Source organism: Brenneria izadpanahii (genome assembly GCF_017569925.1).
GTDB classification, from domain to species: domain Bacteria; phylum Pseudomonadota; class Gammaproteobacteria; order Enterobacterales; family Enterobacteriaceae; genus Brenneria; species Brenneria izadpanahii.
This window is the reverse complement of sequence record NZ_CP050854.1, coordinates 1,721,586-1,739,761: the sequence shown is the minus strand read 5'-3', so window position 1 is coordinate 1,739,761 and position 18,176 is coordinate 1,721,586. Positions and strand designations below refer to the sequence as shown.

The following is an 18,176-nucleotide window of genomic DNA, read 5'->3' as shown; positions in this document are numbered from 1 at the left end:
TATAAAGACAAACATTCCATCGATACCGAGAGATTCCGCACCCTGACGTAAAGCTTCATGCAGGAAATGTAATAATTGATAATTCAGCAAAACCGGCGAGGAAAAATAAATCGCGGACATCAACCAGATATATCAACGTCCGTTATTCCCGTCATATTTCCCGCCGCAGAGAGCTTAACGCTCCTGCGGCCCGAATTATTCAGGACATCAATAACGGACCTCGATAACCATGCCATTCATCGTCTTATAACGTCAGCGTCAGATAATGGCCGCCTTTTTTTAATTCAATATTTACCTTTCCTTCATCAACCGGTATTGGCGCATCATCCAATATTGCCCGTAAAATTCCCCGGCACCGGCGATTATCATTCATCACGCAAATATGATAATGGCATTCCCCCAGGGTGATTTCCGCCTCAAATTCCGGCCAATAATCCGGGATGCAAGGATTAAGCAGCAGGTGATTGCCCTCCCGGCGGATACCCAGAATGCCTTCGATGCCCGACCGGTACATCCATCCGGCCGAACCGGTATACCAGGTCCAACCGCCGCGCCCGGCATGCGGCGGCACGGAATAAACATCGGCGGCGATGACATACGGCTCAACCCGGTAGCGGGAAACCTGTTGCGGCGTCGAGCCATGATTAATCGGGTTAAGCAAGGCAAACAGCTGCCCCGCCTTATTGCCTTGCCCCAATTGGGCGAACGCCAGCACCGACCACATCGCCGCATGGGTGTATTGTCCGCCGTTTTCGCGCAGTCCGGGCGGATAGCCTTTGATATAGCCGGGATCGTGAGCGGTGCGATCGAACGGCGGCGTGAACAACAAAGCCAGACCGTCCTGCCGGCGAATCAGATGTTCCTCCAGTGAGGCCATCGCCGTCGCCGCGCGTTCGGGATCGGCCGCGCCGGAAAGCACGGCCCATGACTGAGCGATGGCATCAATAGCGCACTCATCGTTATCGCGGCTGCCGAGCCAGGCGCCGTCATCAAAGGTCGCGCGGCGATACCAGGCGCCGTCCCACGCCGAACGTTCAATGGCGAGCCGCACCGATTCGGCATGGGCGCGCCAGCGCGAGGCGCGCGCCGCGTCACGGGTATCCGCCAGCGGGGCAAAGATGGCGATGGTGCGAATCAGCAGCCAGCCAAGCCATACGCTTTCGCCTTTTCCGCCCTCGCCGACGCGGTTCATGCCGTCGTTCCAGTCACCCCCGCCGATAAGCGGTAAACCGTTCGCTCCGGTCAACAGCAGACATTGATCCAGACCGCGGGCGCAGTGTTCAAACAGCGAGGCGGATTCGGCCGACGGCATGGGCTGGAAGAAGGCGTCATGTTCGCCCGGCGCGACGGGCGGCCCGTCCAGAAAGCCGATTCGCTCGGCGAGCACGCCGTCGTCCTGAGTGACCTGCACGTAAGTCGCCGTGGCGAAAGCCAGCCAGACACGATCGTCAGAGATATGCGTCCTGACCCCGGCGCCGGAATGGGGCAGCCACCAGTGCTGCACATCCCCTTCGGGGAACTGCCGGCCGGCGGCCCGCAGCAGATGGCTCCGCGTCTCCTGAGGGCGGGAAAAGGTGAACGCCATGCCGTCCTGCAATTGATCGCGGAAGCCATACGCCCCGCTCGCCTGATAAAAACCACAGCGCGCCTGAATACGGCAGGACAGCGTCTGATAAAGCAGCCAGCCATTGAGCATGATATCCATCGAGCGGTCCGGCGTTTTAACCTGTATCGCGCCGGTTACCGCCAGCCAGTGCGCTTCAACCTCGCTCAAAATCTGCTCCAGGTCGATCTCCCGGTACTTCTCAATCAGGTTTCTGGCCTGCTCAACGCTGGCGTCCTGACCGATAAGCCAGACGATCTCCACCTGCTCGCCTGGCTCTATGCTGATGCGCGTCTGCAATGCGCTACAGGGATCGTATCCGGCCGCCGTATTGCCGGATAGCCTTCGCCCCTGGGCCAGCGCGGCCGGCGAGCGCATATGCCCGTTACGCCCCAGGAATTCCGTTCTGTCGGCGGTGAACGACAACTGCTTACCGGATAAATCGGCAAAGCCGACGCGTCCGGGGAAACCGCCGGACCAGGGATTGCTAACCAGCATCGCTCCCGTCTGCGCATCCACCCGGCTTAACAGATAAGGGGCGCTGCCGCTGCGCGACGGCCCCAACACCCACTCGGCATAGCCGGTGATCGTCAACTGCCGCGCTTGCATGGAGGTATTGCGCAATCGCAGACGGGATATTTTTATCGGATCCGCCAGCGGAACGAACTGCAATAACGTCAGCTCAATGTCATTGGCCTGATGGGTAAACTGGCTGTAACCAAATCCGTGGCGGGCGGTGTAGCGTCCGCCGTCATTGATCGGCCACGCCGTCGGCGTCCATAGTACGCCGCTGACATCATCTTGCACATACAACGCTTCACCGCCGGGATCGACCACCGCGTCATTTCCCCAGGGCGTTAGCTGATTTTCACGGCTGTTTTCCGCCCAGGTGTATCCGCTGCCCTGCGCCGACACCTGAAATCCGAATGTGGGATTGGCAATGACATTGATCCACGGCGCGGGCGTGGCGTGTTCGGCATCCAGCACCGTGACATATTCGCGTCCCTGGCGGGCGAACCCGCCGATGCCGTTAAAAAATTCAAGCTCCTCAAGCTGCGGCGCGCTGTCCGGCGCGCTCGGCTTCAGCGTATGCGGCAGGCGCGGCTGAGGCGGCGAATAAGGGATTAACGCCAGTTGGCGAGAGAGCGGCCCCCGGCGGGCAAGCAACGAGACCCGGGCAACCGATAACAACAAAGCCCTGGACTCCGCCGACATTAAATCCGCGCGCAGCGCAAAGACCTCGCCGCGCGCTGACGCGCTTCCCAATCTGGGCCTTGACTGACTGCTGCGGATCGCCGTTTCGATGGCGATCTGCAAGTCTTGAATATAAGAGGATGAGCGCTCATTAACGATCACCAGATCCACGTTCAGCAGCTTCAGACGCCAGTATTCATGCGCCCGCAGCAACTGGTGAACCTGCGCCATATCGTCAATATCATCAATGCGTAACAGCACAATCGGCAGATCGCCCGAAATGGACATCGGCCACAGGCCGGATTGCATTCCCGCGCCGTTAACGATCGATTCGGAAGGCGCCCGGAAACGCGGATCGGCATACAGCACCGGGGCCGCCAGACGCTGAAATTCCGCGGCTTCCTCGGTCTTCACGCCCAGGTGGCGCAACTGCACCTGGGCCTGAGTCCAGGCAAAGGTTTTATCGCGTTCATAGGCGCTGCGATCGTGGTGCTTATCAATCACATCAATCAGCTCGTCGCGGGAAGCGGCGACCACGGTCCAAAACGCCAGACGAATGGTTTTGCCCGCGGGAATACTCACCTGCTGACGCAGTGAAAAGATCGGATCGAGCACGGTTCCGGTGGTATTGGATAACGGCTGATGGCCTAAAATGGCATCGGCGGTCATAACCGACTTGCCATAGCCGATAAACTTGGCCCGGTCCGACTCATACTGCATCTTGCCGCCGATCGCGCCTTCCAGCACCACGAAATGCGCCGCCCAGACCGGCTGTTCATGCGGCGAGCGCGGCCGCCGGGCGGCAATCAACGCGGAGAATTCTTCCAGATATTCCGTCTGCACAAACAGCCGGGAAAAAGCGGTATGCGCACTGTCGGCCGCCGGAGGCGCCAGCACGATCTCCGCGTAGGACGTTAGCTCAATATCCCGCTGCCGCCGTCCGCTGTTGGTCAGGGTTACCCGCCGCACTTCGCCATCGCTTTCCCCGGACACCAGCACGTCCAGCCGGGTGGTCAACGTCTTTTCATGGCGAACGAAAGAGGCATGATCCTCCCCGAACACCACATCATAGCGGTGCACCGGCGCGCCGGTTTTGCCGCTGATAATACCGGACGGCGCCGGGAGATTGCCCGCCGATTCGCTTAACTGAAGCTGTTCGCCGGCAGACCAGATCCGGCCGCTGCGCATATCGCGCAACAGCACAAAGCTGCCCCAGCTATCGCGCGTGACGTCTTCCTGCCAGCGCGTAACCGCCAGCTCACGCCAGCGGCTATAGCCGGATCCGGTGGTGGTCAGCATTACCGCATAGCGGCCGTTGGAAAGTAAATGGGTGATCGGCGCTCCGGCGGGCGTGGCGGAAAAACGCCGCAACGCGGCGGCTTCATTGCGGTTTTCTTCCCCGCTGGCTTTCACATCGTCCGGCTGCGGTTCGGCGATAGCGACGTGCGCTGGCAGCCCTTCCTGCAACAGCAGCTCGCAGGACTGGATCATCGGTTCGCGGTGAAAACGGCTGCGCATATTGCCGTCATGCAGGGTGTTGGCGATCGCCACCAGCGTCATCCCTTGGTGGTGCGCCATAAAACTGTAGACGATGGCCACCTTTTTCCCTTCCGGCAGCCGCGCAGGGGTAAAATCGAGCGCTTCATAGAAACCGTAACGGCCCGAAGCCCCTATCCCCGCCAAGCGCTGATAGTTTTGGCAGGCGGCGAGCGGATCGACCATGGCCGCCAACCCGGTCGCATAAGGCGCCACCACCAGGTTATCCGCCAGACCACGCTTTAACCCCAACCCTGGCACGCCAAAATTCGAATACTGATAGGTAAAATCTATATCGCGGGCGTTATAGGCGGATTCGGAAATGCCCCAGGGAACCGATAAGATGCGGCCGTAAGCCTGCTGATGCGCAACGATCAGGCGCGTCGTCTGCTCCAGCAAACTCCCCACCGGCGCGCGCATCACCAACGACGGCATCAGATATTCGAACATCGAACCGGACCACGACATAAGCGCCGCCCCGCGACCGGTCAGCGCCGCCGCGCGTCCAAGACGAAACCAGTGGCGCGTGCCGGCATCGCCTTTGGCGATGGCAAACAGGCTGGCGAGCCGGGCTTCGGACGCCAGCAGATCATAGCAACTAACATCAAGCTGATTTTCCGCCATCAAATAGCCGATCGACAGCAGCTTACGCTCAGGATCGATAAGAAACGCGAAATCCATCTCCATCGCCATTTGGCGCGAGCGGGAAGCCAGCGTCTGCAAACGCGCGTTCAACGCCTCGCGCTCAATAACGGAACAGATCCGCTCTTTTTCATGCGCCATCAACATCAACCGGGTTGCGTTCATCCAGAAAAGCGGTTCGGCGAGGGGCTCATCAACGCATTGCGGCAATAGCGCATTAGCGCGCAGCAAGAGCTGATCCAACTGCAAAACCGATTCCGATAACAGACGTTCCGGCGGCAGGCTGCTGTTCAACAGCGCGTCAAGTTTGCCCAACCGCTGGAGCAACACCGCTTCTCCCTGCGTTTCCTGGCGCAGCGGCAGCGACTCGCGAATCAGTTGAAGGTGGTCGGCCAACGGCTCGCGGATATTCTGATCCCAGTTCGCTTCCCGCCATAGCTCGCAGGCATTCGCCAGCGCGATCAGGTCGCCGGCCAGATTTCCGCTATCAACGGAAGAGACATAGGCCGGCGGCAACGTTTGCAGATCCCGCGTGTCATACCAGTTAAGAAAATGGCCTTTAAAACGTTGCAGCCGATCCATCGTGGCCAAGGTCGCTTCCAGGCGTTCAAGGGTATTGACGATGCCGAGCCAGCCGAAATCCCGCGCCGCCACCGTGGAGAGTAAATACAGGCCGATATTGGTCGGCGAGGTTCGGTGAGCGACAACCGGTTTAGGCTGCTCCTGAAAATTATCCGGCGGCAGGTGGTGTTCCTGTTCGGTGACGAAGGTTTCAAAAAAACGCCAGGTTCGCCGGGCGGTTAGCCGCAACAATAGCTTGTCGGATTCATCAATATTTTCCTGCCGCGTAATCGGACGTACCCGGCTAACCCACAGCGCCAGCGCCGGCGCCGCCAGCCACAGCAGCGCGAGCGGCAGCCAAAGCGGCCAATTGGCGGGCGATATCGCCAGCGCGCATCCCACTGTCGCCACGCTGAGCAACAGACCGCCCAGCATCCGCCGATAAAATCCCGCCAGCGTCAGCCGCGGACGCCGCCCCGACTGAGCGGCCGTCGTCCATTCCAACAGACGCCGCCGGGTGACGGTCAAGCGGATCAGCGTGCGAATCAAGGCGTCCAGCGCCCGCCAGCTATGGTCGGCAAGAAACGCCAGCGAGAGAAAAACCTGCATAAACGCCAGCTTGAGATCGCCGAACAGGCGCCGGAAAGGGCGGCTTTGATTAAACGGCTGCTGCCTCGTCAGCCCCCGCCAGCAGCGGGAAACCATATCCCATACCGCGGGCAGACAGGCGGGAAACGCCAGCACCAGCAGCGCCATGACAAAGCCTTTCCACGCCAGCGATAACGGCAGCACGCCGCAAAACAACAGCATCAAAAGCAGGCTGGGCGCTAATAACGCCCGGCGTAAATTATCGATCATCTTCCAGCGCCCGACCGCGGATATCCGCGCCGCCTTGCCGGAATCCGTGCGCGCCAATCCCAGCAGCCACGGCAGCAGTTGCCAGTCGCCGCGCGTCCAGCGGTGTTGCCGCTGCACGATAACGTCGTAGCGGGAAGGAAACGCCTCGACCAGTTCAACATCCGAGGCCAGCCCCGAACGGGCATAAATGCCTTCAAACAGATCGTGGCTCAGCAGGCTGTTTTCAGGAATGCGATCCCGTAACGCCCGCTCAAAGGCATCGACGTCGTAAATCCCTTTGCCGGTATAGGAGCCCTCGCCGAACAGATCCTGATAGACATCGGACACCGCGGCCTCATAAGGATTGATGCCTCCCGGCGCGGAAAAAATACGCTGATACAGCGATCCTTCATGTCCCGCAGGCAGCGAAGGCGTAATTCGGGGCTGCAAAATGGCATAACCGGCGACGATGCGCCGCCCGCCGGCATCCCAGCGGGGCTGGTTAAGCGGATGCGCCATTTTGCCAATCAGCTTTAAGGCCGCGTCTCTGGGCAGACGGGTATCCGCATCCAACGTAATCACATAGCGGACATCGGCCGGAACGCCAACGGCAAGCCCCTCGACCGGGATAAAACTGGTATCGGCGGCGCCGCGCAATAGCCGGTTAAGCTCATGCAGTTTCCCCCGTTTACGCTCCCACCCCATCCACACGTTTTCACCGCGATTGAACTGTCTTCTGCGGTGCAGCAGTAAAAAGCGATCGCCGGCCTCCCCAGCGCCATAGCGGTGATTAAGCTGCCGTATCGCCTGGGCCGCCCGCTTCAGCAGGAGGCTATCGCCGGCCAGGGTTTCCGTTTCGGCGTCAACGCCGTCCGTCAGCAGGGCGAAGGTCATATCCCCCAGTCCGCTGGACAAATAATGCACTTCCAACTGCTCTACCTGTTGCAGAATATCCTGCTCGCTGGAGAGCAAAGTGGGGATCGCCACCATCGTTCGGCAATGCGTCGGCACGCCTTGCAGAAATTCCAGCCCCGGCAGCGGCGCGGCGCCGAACAGCCAGGCCGCCAGCCGGTTAACCCAGGCCGTGGCGACTTCAGAGAACGGAATGAGGCAGATAAGGCCGATAGCCGCCAGCCAGATGGTTGAGACGGACGAAGCGGACAGCACGAATAGCGCGCCGCCAAGCAGCAGCGCGGTGAACAGCCCGATAGCGCCCAGGTAGCCCGCCGCGCCCAGACGCAGCGTCAAGCGGTTGAAACGCAGTAATGGTCTGGGCCGAAATCCGATGAGCGCTTCAAGCTGCGGCCGCCCTTCCGCGATCAGGTAATATCCCGGCTCACGCCTGCGATCGTCAAGATCGTCGCTAGCCATCCCATCGGGCGCGTTGTTCGCCAGCGATAACGCCTTTTCGGCAATATCCAGTTCCGTGCAGGCCGCCTGGCGGGCAAGCTGTTCGATGGCGCTGCGGTAGAGATTACGCGTGATAAAATCCATCTGCGCAAACGCGCTGCCGTGCCGCAAGCGCGCGTCCACCAGACTGACGCGTTCAAAAAACGTCGCCCAGTCAATATCGGAAATCAGCCGCATACTGGTGATAATATTGCGCACGGTGACGTTAGATACCCCCAGACGCTGCTGCGCATTTTGCACGACCTCGTCCGTCGAACTCCCCTGCTGGTTCAAACGCTGTTCCAGCCACCCCAGCGCGGGGGTGGTGCGCGGATCCTGATCGCGTAACCGCTTTACCAGCTGCGCCGCGAACGTTTCGGATAGCGGCGCGCCGCTATGACGGGCAATCTCCTTCGCCAGGGCGGCCTGTCCGTCGTCCGCTTGCAAAAGATTATTCGCCGCCAGCTCGGCCTCGGCGCGCGCGCTGCGTCCGGCGGTCATCTGATCGGCCAGACGGCGCAGATTTTCTATCAACACAATGCGCAGGGTAATGGCTACCGCCCACAGTTCCCCTATCGTCAGCGGCTGCACGCCCTGATACGCCATAATGAACCGGCGCAACGCTTCAGGATCGACATGGCTGTCCGTATGGGCGATGAAAGCCCATACCAGGCCAAAAACCCTGGGATAACCCACAAACGGCCCCTGCGATAATTTAGGCAACTGTTGGTAATAGCGCGGGGGAAGATCTTCACGAATTTCCCGAATCTGCGCGGCGACCAGATGGTAGTTGTCCAATAACCACTCCGCGGCCGGGACCACGCTGCCGCCTTTTTCCAGCTCGGCGGCGCTGGCGCGGTAAGCGGCCAATAGCACTTTGGCATTATCATTCAGGCGATGGTGTAAAGACATGACGGCGGGCGGCGACAGGGTTACAGGCTGTGCGGCCGCAAGCGTGCGGCCATGCTGTTCCAAGCGTTCCATGCCAAACAGTTCGCCTCTTACCGGCAGAATGTCATGCCAGATCGGCGGGGCTTTGCGCAGAAAAATAAGCGCGCGAGGAGATATTTTCATAATCGCCTTTTAGCCTGAACGTAAAATCCGCGCAGGCATATTGAAGGTAACGTCCAGAAAGCTGGCAAACCTTATTGGCGCAGGCATGTCGGCACTTAGTATGGGAAATGCGTCAACGATTCGAATTCGCTCATGTCGGGAGCGACATTTAAGAAAAGCGTATAGAGAGAAGACAAGTGTAGTCGATAAAATGTCCGGCCGTTGAATATAACAGCGAAGCGGATCGGAACGCTTCGGGCAACGCCATCATATTAATGGTATTTATCGAATCAATTAAATATACAAGGATGACTCGCCAGCCGGACGGGTTTTAAAACGCCGGTGCAGCCAGAGATATTGATCGGGAGCCCTCATGATCTCACATTCGATAACCCGGTTGATATAGCTGGCGGCGGCCAGATTGTCATCATAGGGATAATTTTCCAGCCGGGAAGAGATATTCAATTGATATCCCTGACCGCCGGGTTTACGGATCACCACCGCGGTCACCAGCTCCGGTCTGGCCAGTTTAGAGATAATGAAAGTGCCGTTGGTGGTCGCCGCCCGCTCTACGCCGAAAAATGGCGCGAATACGCTGCCCTTGGGGCCATAGTCCTGATCGGGGGCGAACCAAACGACGCCGCCGCGTTTTAATTTATGCACCATGCCAACCAGTTTCTTCCGGCTGACCAGTTCATTCCCTGACCTTGAACGTCCCCTCTTTTGCACCAGTTCCATGATTTTGCTGTTGTGCGGCCGATACATCACCGTCATCGGCTTACAATGCCCCAGCATGCGGAAATGAAGTTCGAGCGTCATAAAATGGACGCCGATAACGATCACTCCGCGCCGCTTGTTCTCCGCTTCCTGCAAATTTGCCAGCCCGATCACCTCAACCCACTTTTTTATCCGTTTGTCGGGCCAGAACCACGCCATGCCCGTTTCCATCAGCCCTATGCCGAGGGAGGAGAAATTATCGGTTAATTTGGCATTGATTTGCCGCGCGTCGTCGTCAGGAAAACAGAGTTCCAGATTACGTCTGGCGATCGCCACACGTCTTTTTAAGAAATACATCGACTGGCGTCCTAACCAGCCGCCCAACTTTACCAGTACGGGATAAGGCAACTGGACCAGAAAAAACAGTACCCCCAGTCCAAACCATAATGACCAGTGCCGGGGATGGGCATAGTGTGAAAATTTTTCCTGGGTATTAAGCATAGAGTCTATGTCTCTAATTATTAGCATGCAGTCTTTCACGGCATCATTTAAATAACACGCTTTTATGAACGCGAGATTGCCATAAGCTGCGATAGCTGCGATTTACCGATTGGAAGCCTTTTTCTTCCCTTCTGAGTGAAAGGGGTTCGGTATCGCAATTTAGACTCCATTGAGGTGGGTTAATTCAACTTTCGGCCGACGGCCGCTTATAAGCGGCGATCCATCAGATCAATACGGGCAGGTTAACGCTTAATGGCGATGCGTCCGTCCGCTGGCGCATCGCGCATATTTATCTCAGGCGATACGCGCTTTGAGCAGCGTGCGCGAAATTTTCGCGTGCACCCCTTGCCGGCCATCCACCACCACGCTCATCAGCGAATAGGCATCATCACGCGTCATGCCGAAATGGTCGCTCAGCAGCGACAGCATGTTGACGCTCGCCTGGCGCATGGCCAAATCAAGATCTTCGTTAAAGCCATGGGTAATAAAGAAATCCGCGGTTTCCAGCAGCGGCGACGGAAAGTGGAAGTCTTTGCGCACCTTTATCTGCATGATGACATTCAGGGAGGCTTCAATGGCCGTACCGCTAATTTCACCGTCGCCCTGAGAAATATGCGGATCGCCGATGGAAAACAGCGCGCCCGGCACCTGCACCGGATAGTACATGGTCGCGCCGGCGCCGATACGCCAGTTATCAATATTGCCGCCATGCTCTCCCGGCGGAACGGTGCTCACGCGGCCGGGAACATTGGGGGCGACGCCCGCCGTACCCAGATAGTGAAACAAATTTACATTTAACCAGGGTTATTCAGCGATAAACCTGCAGGTATTTCAGCAAATAGAGAAACTCTGCGAAACGTTGGGGAATACAGAATGGAATATTGTCCTATGCGGAAATTTAGAGCGGTTTGGCGGTTTGGCGATATGAAAAAATGAAAAGCCCTTATCAAGCATCGATAAAGGCTTTGAACCTACGATAATTCGCCGTTACTGGGCGCGGAAATTAAGGCTATCAAAGCTCCGCGGCATCCATCAGGCCGGTTTTCACTACAAGACGCCGGCCAACCGTATTTACTCCGGAATTAAATGGCGGGCAGTTGGTAATCAGAAGGCTCAAACATTGCAGTCCGTTGCAAAAGATCCACTGACTTTTTAACCCCTTCCATGCAGGACAAATTCATATCTTCATGCTCGATGCTCAACGTCAGCTCAGGGTTGGAAAAATGCGCCAGCGTATAGCAAAACTCTTTCCACCAATCTTCCGGCTGCCCATAACCGAGCGTGACATAAGACCAGCTTCTTTCCCTACTCATCGTCATCGGACGGTTATCCAGCGCGCTGGTGGTGGCCCGGTTGTAACGATCGATATAGGTATCTTTAGCATGAACATGATAGATCATGTTCCCGGCCTCACGGATAAGGGCGATGGGATCGCCGCCCATCCAGAGGATATGGCTGGGATCGAGGTTAATACCGACGATATCGCCCGTTATATCCCTTAAGCGGTAAAATGACGGCAGGTTATAGACCAGTTGCTGGCTGTGCAACTCAATGCAGAGTTTAACGCCGCGCTCCCTGGCGGCCTGCGACAGCCCCTGCCAGTAGTTCTTCGCGACATCCCACTGGTGCTCCAGAATAACCTGGGTTTCAGGCGGCCATGCGCATACGATCCAGTTAGGATAGCTATCCCCCGGCGCCGCCGGCAATCCAGACATCATGACTACATTTTCAACCTCAAGCAGCGATGCAAGCTGAATAGACTTATCAACGCATTCCGCGTGTTTGGTCCCGGACTCGCCGGGATGCAGCTGGTTGCCGTTTGCGTTCAGGGCGGAGATGGTCAACCCATAATCATTGAGTTTGCTTTTTAATTCCGACCGGGCCGACGCGCTCGCCAACAGCGCTTCAAGATTAAGATGCGGCGCGGTCGACCAGTTTCCCGTCGCGAATTCAATGCGGGTCAACCCCAATTCCGCCGCCGTTTTAATGACCTCATCCGTTGCAAGCTGGCTAAGGCTGTCTGACACGATACCCAGTTTCATGTTAAATCCCTTCTAATGAGACATTAACAACCTTCTGTGTTTTCAGAGATTCGATCGCCGCCTCGGCAAGCATTAATGCTTTCAAACCGTCGCTGGCCGTGGTGGGCATCGGTGTCTTGGTCTTGAGCGCGGTAATAAATGCATTCCATTCATCCTTGAATGCATCGTGATAGCGTTCCAGGAAAAAGTGCAGCGGTTTCTGCGCCTGTACGCCGCCTTCTTCGGTAAGTTTGACCAGTGTCGTCGTGGGGACGTTATCAACGCGCAAGGCTCCTTTCTGGCCATGAGCCTCAATCCGCTGATCATAGCCGTAACCTGACCGCCGGCTGTTGTTGATCACCGCAATCTTTCCAGAGGCTGTTTGCAATGTGATGACCGCCGTATCGATATCGCCGACCGCTTTTACCGAGGGGCTGACCAGCGCGGAAGCGATTGCCGAAACGGAAACTGGCTCTTCGCCAAGCTGGAATCTCGCCATATCGAAATCATGGATGGTCATATCCCTGAACATACCGCCGGATGCCAGCAAATAATCATCCGGCAACGGCGACGGATCGCGGGAGCTGATTTGCAGATGTTCCAGCTCGCCGATTTCACCCGCACGCAATGCGCGATGCAGATGCGCGTGATTCGGATCGAAACGGCGGTTGAAGCCGATCATGAAAGGCACGCCAAGCTGCTTGATTTCAGCCACGCACGCTCTCACGCGCTCAATATTCAAATCAATGGGTTTTTCACAGAAAATCGCCTTGCCGGCTCTCGCCGCCAGCAAAGAGAACTCGGCATGGGTTTCCGTCGATGTCGCGACCAATACAACATCCACATCGGGATGATTTATCGCTTCCTGAACGGAGAGAACCTTGGCCTGATACTGACCGGCCAACGACTGGGCGGCATCGTCGCTAATATCGGAAACGGAATACAGCGTTGAATCAGGATGTGCATGGATATTATTAGCATGGATCTTAGCGATACGCCCGGCGCCTAATAATGCAATTTTCAACATAATGATCCTCACAATAAAAAATTAGTTCCATAAATGGGTGTAAATATTCTGACCCTACGGTTTCATCGCTATACCCGGCTGAATACGCCCGAAATCAGAAGCCTTAACACCGCCGACATTCAACCAATTGAAATTACCTAATAAATTGAGACAACCATAAATCATTGTTTTCGGTATAACTTCCACCTGTAGCGGGATGAATGCCGGCTACCGGTGCGAATCATCCGGCGCAATGCACAACTGCTCAAAACAATGCACAACGGCTCAAAACGTTGACTTGATGCCAGACCGAATCCTCGTCCCGCATTAAAGTATGAAATGAGTATATACACATTAAAATTTCACAAAATTGGTTTATGGAAAAATAATTTTATTATGAGAGAAAGATCAAACTATTGGAAACGTTAGGCCATTTTTCATCAGCCGATCCGCCACGCATTTCAATGCGCCAGGGAAAGATCCGTTTTTAGCCGGATCGGTAAGATATTACGGGATAGCCGCAGCGATGAGATGCCCGTTCCAGGCCACATTCCGGCGGTGATGGCGGATCTGAACAGCGATGCCGCGCCCTATCGGATAGCCTGGCGAATATCGTCGTCATAAATAGCGAACCAGTGTTTTTTTATTGGCGAAAACCACGGATAAAAATATTTTCGATGGAAATCGCAATTTCCTTTATGAAATTATTATTTCATAAATCGGGGAATATAGCCCCATTGAGAGCGGGAGCGATTACATTGATGCCCGCATGACAACGCCGCCCGCAGCCATAAATTATGCGCGAAGAGCGGGGCCGGCTATAGGAGAGAAGAGGTTTGCGCGGGAAAACGATGTTCCCCCGCGCGAAGACATTTTATGGTATTACGCCTCAGAGGGCTTCGGGGCGATAAATCCGCCAGTAACCGATAAGCTTGAGGAAATTCTGTTTCACTGCATCTACCACTTGGGCGTCATCCAGCTCGCCCTTAAACCACTTGGTGGCCGGTTCGCCAAAAATCGTTCTGCCTACCGCGAATCCTTTCACCCAGGGCGCGTCTGCCGCCGCCGCGAATCCTGCTTTCAAGGAGGCTTCCGGCGCATCCAGTCCCAGAATCACCACGCCCCGGCAGTAAGGGTCATTGCGTTCGATAATCTGGCCGATATCCCGCCAGCCGGCCGGAGACAACGGAGGCAGTTTCCACCAGTCCGGCAGGATCCCCAGCGCATAAAAACGCGACAGGATCTCGCTATAATACCTTTCATCCCGGTCCGGATTGTCCTCTGGAAGGATCACTTCCAGCAGCAGTTCATGGCCGGACTGGCAGCAGGCATGATAGACCTCGGAGATTAGCGCTTCCTGCTCCAGCCGCATCGCCTCGCTATCCTTGGGATGATAAAACACCAGGCATTTCACCACGTGCTCCTGCGGCCATCCCACCAGCTGCGAGCCGATGTCGCCATGTTCCAGACGCAGCGGCCGTGACCCAGGCAGCTCTATCGGACGCCCGATCCACCAGCCCTGGCCGGTGATATCGTTAAGGGCCGCCTGGCCGAATGTCGTGTCCGCCAGGATGCCGCTGTTATTTTTCAACCCCGCTTCGGCGGCGGCGTCCCGCGCCCCTTGCAGCAACAGCAGTTTCAGACGGGGAATATCGCTCTCATCCCGTCCGGCGGCATGGGCCATATCCGCCAATTGCTTGCGGTGATCGAATGCGAATACGCATAGCTCAGGCCACTGCCGCTTGCGGGTAGTCACACGGTGCAGATGATTCAACCGCACATCTTTATCCGGCCGCGGCACCGATTTCTCACGCGACAGATAGTCGTCAAGTTCAAGGCGGGTCGGCATCGCCGGCGCACAACCGTGGCGGGACACCACCAGCGCGCCGCAAGCATTGGCGTAACGGCAGGCTTGCTCCCACCCTTCGTCGTTCATATAGCCGCGCAACAGACCGGACATAAAGGCATCTCCCGCGCCGAGCACGTTCAATACGTCCACCCGGACGCCGCTGAAGAGCGCCACCTCATCCCAGCCGGCCGGGATCGCCCCTTCAAATACCGAACATCCCTGCGCGCCGCGCTTGCAAACCAGAGTCGCCTGACTAACCTGGCGGACATTGCGCAGCGCCGTCAGCGTATCGGTGCTGCCGCCGGCAATATGGAATTCCTCTTCGGTGCCGACAATCAAATCGAAGTGGTGCAGCACGTCCTGTAATTCACGGGTAACCCGCTCGGAGGAGATAAACCGGGTTTCGCCGTCCCCAAGAGTGGTGAGCCCCCAAAGCACCGGCCGGTAGTCGATATCCAGCGCCCGGCGCAGCCCATGGCGCTGAGCGTACTCCAGCGCTTTGAGCACCGCGGCGCGGGTATTGGGATGGGAAAGATGAGTGCCGGTTATCGCCACCGCCCGGCTGGAGGCGATGTAGTCCTCGTCGATATCCTCGGGGATCAACGCCATATCCGCGCAGTTATCGCGGTAAAAAATCAACGGAAACGTTTCCTGATCTTTTACGCCTAAAATCACCAGCGCCGTCAACCGTTCTTTGTCCGTAATAAGGTGGCTGGTGTCCACGCCGGCGCGCTGTAGCTCCTCGCGCAGGAAACGGCCCATATGCTCGTCGCCCACCCGCGCCAGCATACCGGACTTCAGGCCCTGAACCGCCGTGCCATAAGCGACATTTCCCGACGATCCGCCCAGATATTTGGCAAAGGTGGTCATATCTTCCAGCCGGGAGCCGATTTGCTGTCCATACAAATCGAGCGCGATGCGCCCGATGCAAATGACATCAAGCGTCTTTTGCTGCTGCGCTGTACCCATAATATGTAATCCCCTCATCAAGAATAAAGTTTGAGAGCATTATGAGGAATAAAAATTTCATTTTCAATCGCATTAAAACAAACCACCCTCACGAAAAGTATGATATTGCTAGCATCTATATGACCAATTTATTAAAAACCATTGATATTACTAGTTATTCAAAAAAGTAAAAATAGCGCAAAGCAATATAACCAAACGCATCATTAAAACAATAACACATTGAAAAACATACAGATTAAATGGAATTTGGCGCTTCCATCATTTAGTGGAACGCGTTGAGAAACGGAAATTTCATTTTTTTGATCAACATCCCATAAATAGAATTTTTATTCTAAAGTTGGTTTTTATAAAACATTACATCCCTATAATGCCGTCAACAGCACACGATGCATTTACCCAACCCCGGCGCCGTGTCGCCAGTGCGCTGAAAGACGTGATCAGCCGGCCGGCGGACGAAAAAGCGCAGACCGATAGATACAGAGGTAAGCCAGGTCGCTGACTAAACGGGAAGCACTGAGAGTAAGGATTTTCAAATAAGCAGCAGGACTGCATGGCAGCCAAGGTATGCCCGGTAGATTTCAAGAGGCGGGACCAAAACATTGCCGTTTTGAACAACGCAAAGCGCTGGCCCTTTACGGGCGAGGTTCAGGGAAGAGCCGAGTAACGCAGCCGATACGCCTGCGACTGGAAAGACGATGGGCATATAAAGCCGTTGAGCATGACGACGCCTGGCACACGAAAGAGAGCTTTACTATATGGAGTGAATGGATATGTCTACAGTAAAAACATTGCAGTATTTGGTTGGCGGCCGCTGGCTTGATTCCAAAACTACCCGCTTTATGGACGTGCATAACCCCAGCACCGGCGAAGTGATTGCCAAGGCGCCCTGCTGCACCGAGGATGAAGTTAAAGCCGCCATCGCCGCCGCCCGTAAAGCATTCCCGGCCTGGTCGAACACCCCGGCGATCAAGCGCGCGCAGATCATGTTTCAAGTGCGCGAGCTGCTGATTAAACATGAAGAACGCCTAACCGAACTGGTCGCCAAGGAAAACGGCAAGGCCTGGGGCGATGCGCATGGGGACGTGCTGAAAGCCAAAGAAGGGACGGAATTGGCCTGTTCCATTCCGACACTATTGGCCGGCGAAAGCCTTATGGACGCCTCGGCGGGAATCGATACGACCCTTTATCGCGAACCGATCGGGGTATTCGCCGGTATCGTGCCGTTCAATTTCCCCGCCATGATCCCCATGGGCTGGATGGCTCCGCTGTGTATCGCTTCCGGCAATACCATAGTGTTAAAAGCGGCCAGCATGACGCCGATTACCTGTATGGAAATCGCCAAACTTTATCAGGAAGCCGGCGTCCCCGACGGCGTCATTAATATTGTGACCTGCTCGCGCAACGAGGCCGATCTGTTCCTGACTCATCCCGATGTCAACGGCGTCTCTTTCGTCGGCTCGACCTCGGTGGGTCTGCATGTTTACTCCAAAGCGGCGGCGCACGGCAAACGCGTCCAGGCGCTGTGCGAGGCGAAAAACCATGCATTGGTGCTGGCGGACGCCCCCATCGCCCGTACCGCGGCGGGCATTATCAATGCCGCCTTCGGCTGCGCGGGAGAACGCTGCATGGCGCTGCCGGTGGTCGTGGTGCAGGAAGAGATCGCCGATCGGCTGATTGCGGCCGTTTTGGAAAAAGCGCAAGCGCTGAGGGTTGGACCGGGTTACAGCAAAGAGACGGATATGGGGCCGGTTATCTCCGCCGAACATAAAAAATCGGTGGAAAATTGGATCGCCAAAGGGATCGAAGAAGGCGCCGAACTGGTGCTGGACGGTCGCGGCTATCAAGTGGACGGTTTTGAAAACGGCTATTACGTCGGTCCGACGCTGTTTGATCGCGTAACCGAGGAGATGAGCATCGGCACCGAGGAAATTTTCGGACCGGTTCTCTGCTTCAAACGGGTGAAAAACTTTGAAGAAGGTCTGCAGGTCATGAACCGGAATCCGCTCGCCAACGGTTCGGTGATCTTCACGCAGAACGGCCATTATGCCAGGGAATTCCAGAAACGGACTCACGGCGGCATGGTGGGCATCAACGTGGGTATTCCGGTGCCGGTCGGCGTGTTCCCCTTCTCTGGCCATAAGAACTCATTTTTCGGCGATCTTCATTGCCTGGGCAAAGACGGCATGCGCTTTTATACCGAAACCAAGTGCGTCACTAGCCGCTGGTTTGACGAGGAAGAGCGTAAACGCGAGAAAGTGGATTCCTGGGACGGTACGATTTAATCAGTAATACTGATTC

Annotated in this window: 7 protein-coding genes; 1 reads left to right on the top strand and 6 read right to left on the bottom strand. The window is 56.4% G+C overall.

Going from position 1 to position 18,176, the window contains the following annotated elements:
- Window positions 1–244: 244 nt before the first annotated feature.
- The 6 genes from HC231_RS07650 to HC231_RS07625 all read right to left on the bottom strand — a co-directional run bounded on the left by HC231_RS07650 (window position 245) and on the right by HC231_RS07625 (window position 15,878).
- Window positions 245–8,836, bottom strand: a complete 8,592-nt coding sequence (locus HC231_RS07650; protein ID WP_208230461.1) for a glycoside hydrolase family 94 protein — start codon at window positions 8,834–8,836, stop codon at window positions 245–247.
- A 273-nt stretch (window positions 8,837–9,109) separates the two neighbouring features.
- Entirely contained in the window at window positions 9,110–10,033 is a 924-nt protein-coding gene (gene lpxL / locus HC231_RS07645) for an LpxL/LpxP family Kdo(2)-lipid IV(A) lauroyl/palmitoleoyl acyltransferase (RefSeq protein ID WP_208230460.1), read from the bottom strand.
- A gap of 294 nt (window positions 10,034–10,327) precedes the next feature.
- Window positions 10,328–10,819, bottom strand: a complete 492-nt coding sequence (locus HC231_RS07640; RefSeq protein WP_208230459.1) for an acetamidase/formamidase family protein — start codon at window positions 10,817–10,819, stop codon at window positions 10,328–10,330.
- Window positions 10,820–11,115: 296 nt separating this feature from the next.
- Window positions 11,116–12,075, bottom strand: coding sequence for a sugar phosphate isomerase/epimerase family protein (locus tag HC231_RS07635; protein WP_208230458.1), 960 nt, complete (start codon window positions 12,073–12,075; stop codon window positions 11,116–11,118).
- A 1-nt stretch (window position 12,076) separates the two neighbouring features.
- Window positions 12,077–13,081, bottom strand: a complete 1,005-nt coding sequence (gene iolG, locus HC231_RS07630; protein WP_208230457.1) for an inositol 2-dehydrogenase — start codon at window positions 13,079–13,081, stop codon at window positions 12,077–12,079.
- 868 nt (window positions 13,082–13,949) lie between these two features.
- Window positions 13,950–15,878 (bottom strand): bifunctional 5-dehydro-2-deoxygluconokinase/5-dehydro-2-deoxyphosphogluconate aldolase, encoded by a 1,929-nt coding sequence (locus HC231_RS07625; protein ID WP_208230456.1) that lies wholly within the window; start codon window positions 15,876–15,878, stop codon window positions 13,950–13,952.
- Window positions 15,879–16,648: 770 nt separating this feature from the next.
- Between HC231_RS07625 and HC231_RS07620 the strand changes: the two genes are divergently transcribed.
- Window positions 16,649–18,160, top strand: coding sequence for a CoA-acylating methylmalonate-semialdehyde dehydrogenase (locus tag HC231_RS07620; protein WP_208230455.1), 1,512 nt, complete (start codon window positions 16,649–16,651; stop codon window positions 18,158–18,160).
- The last annotated feature ends 16 nt before the right edge of the window (window positions 18,161–18,176 follow it).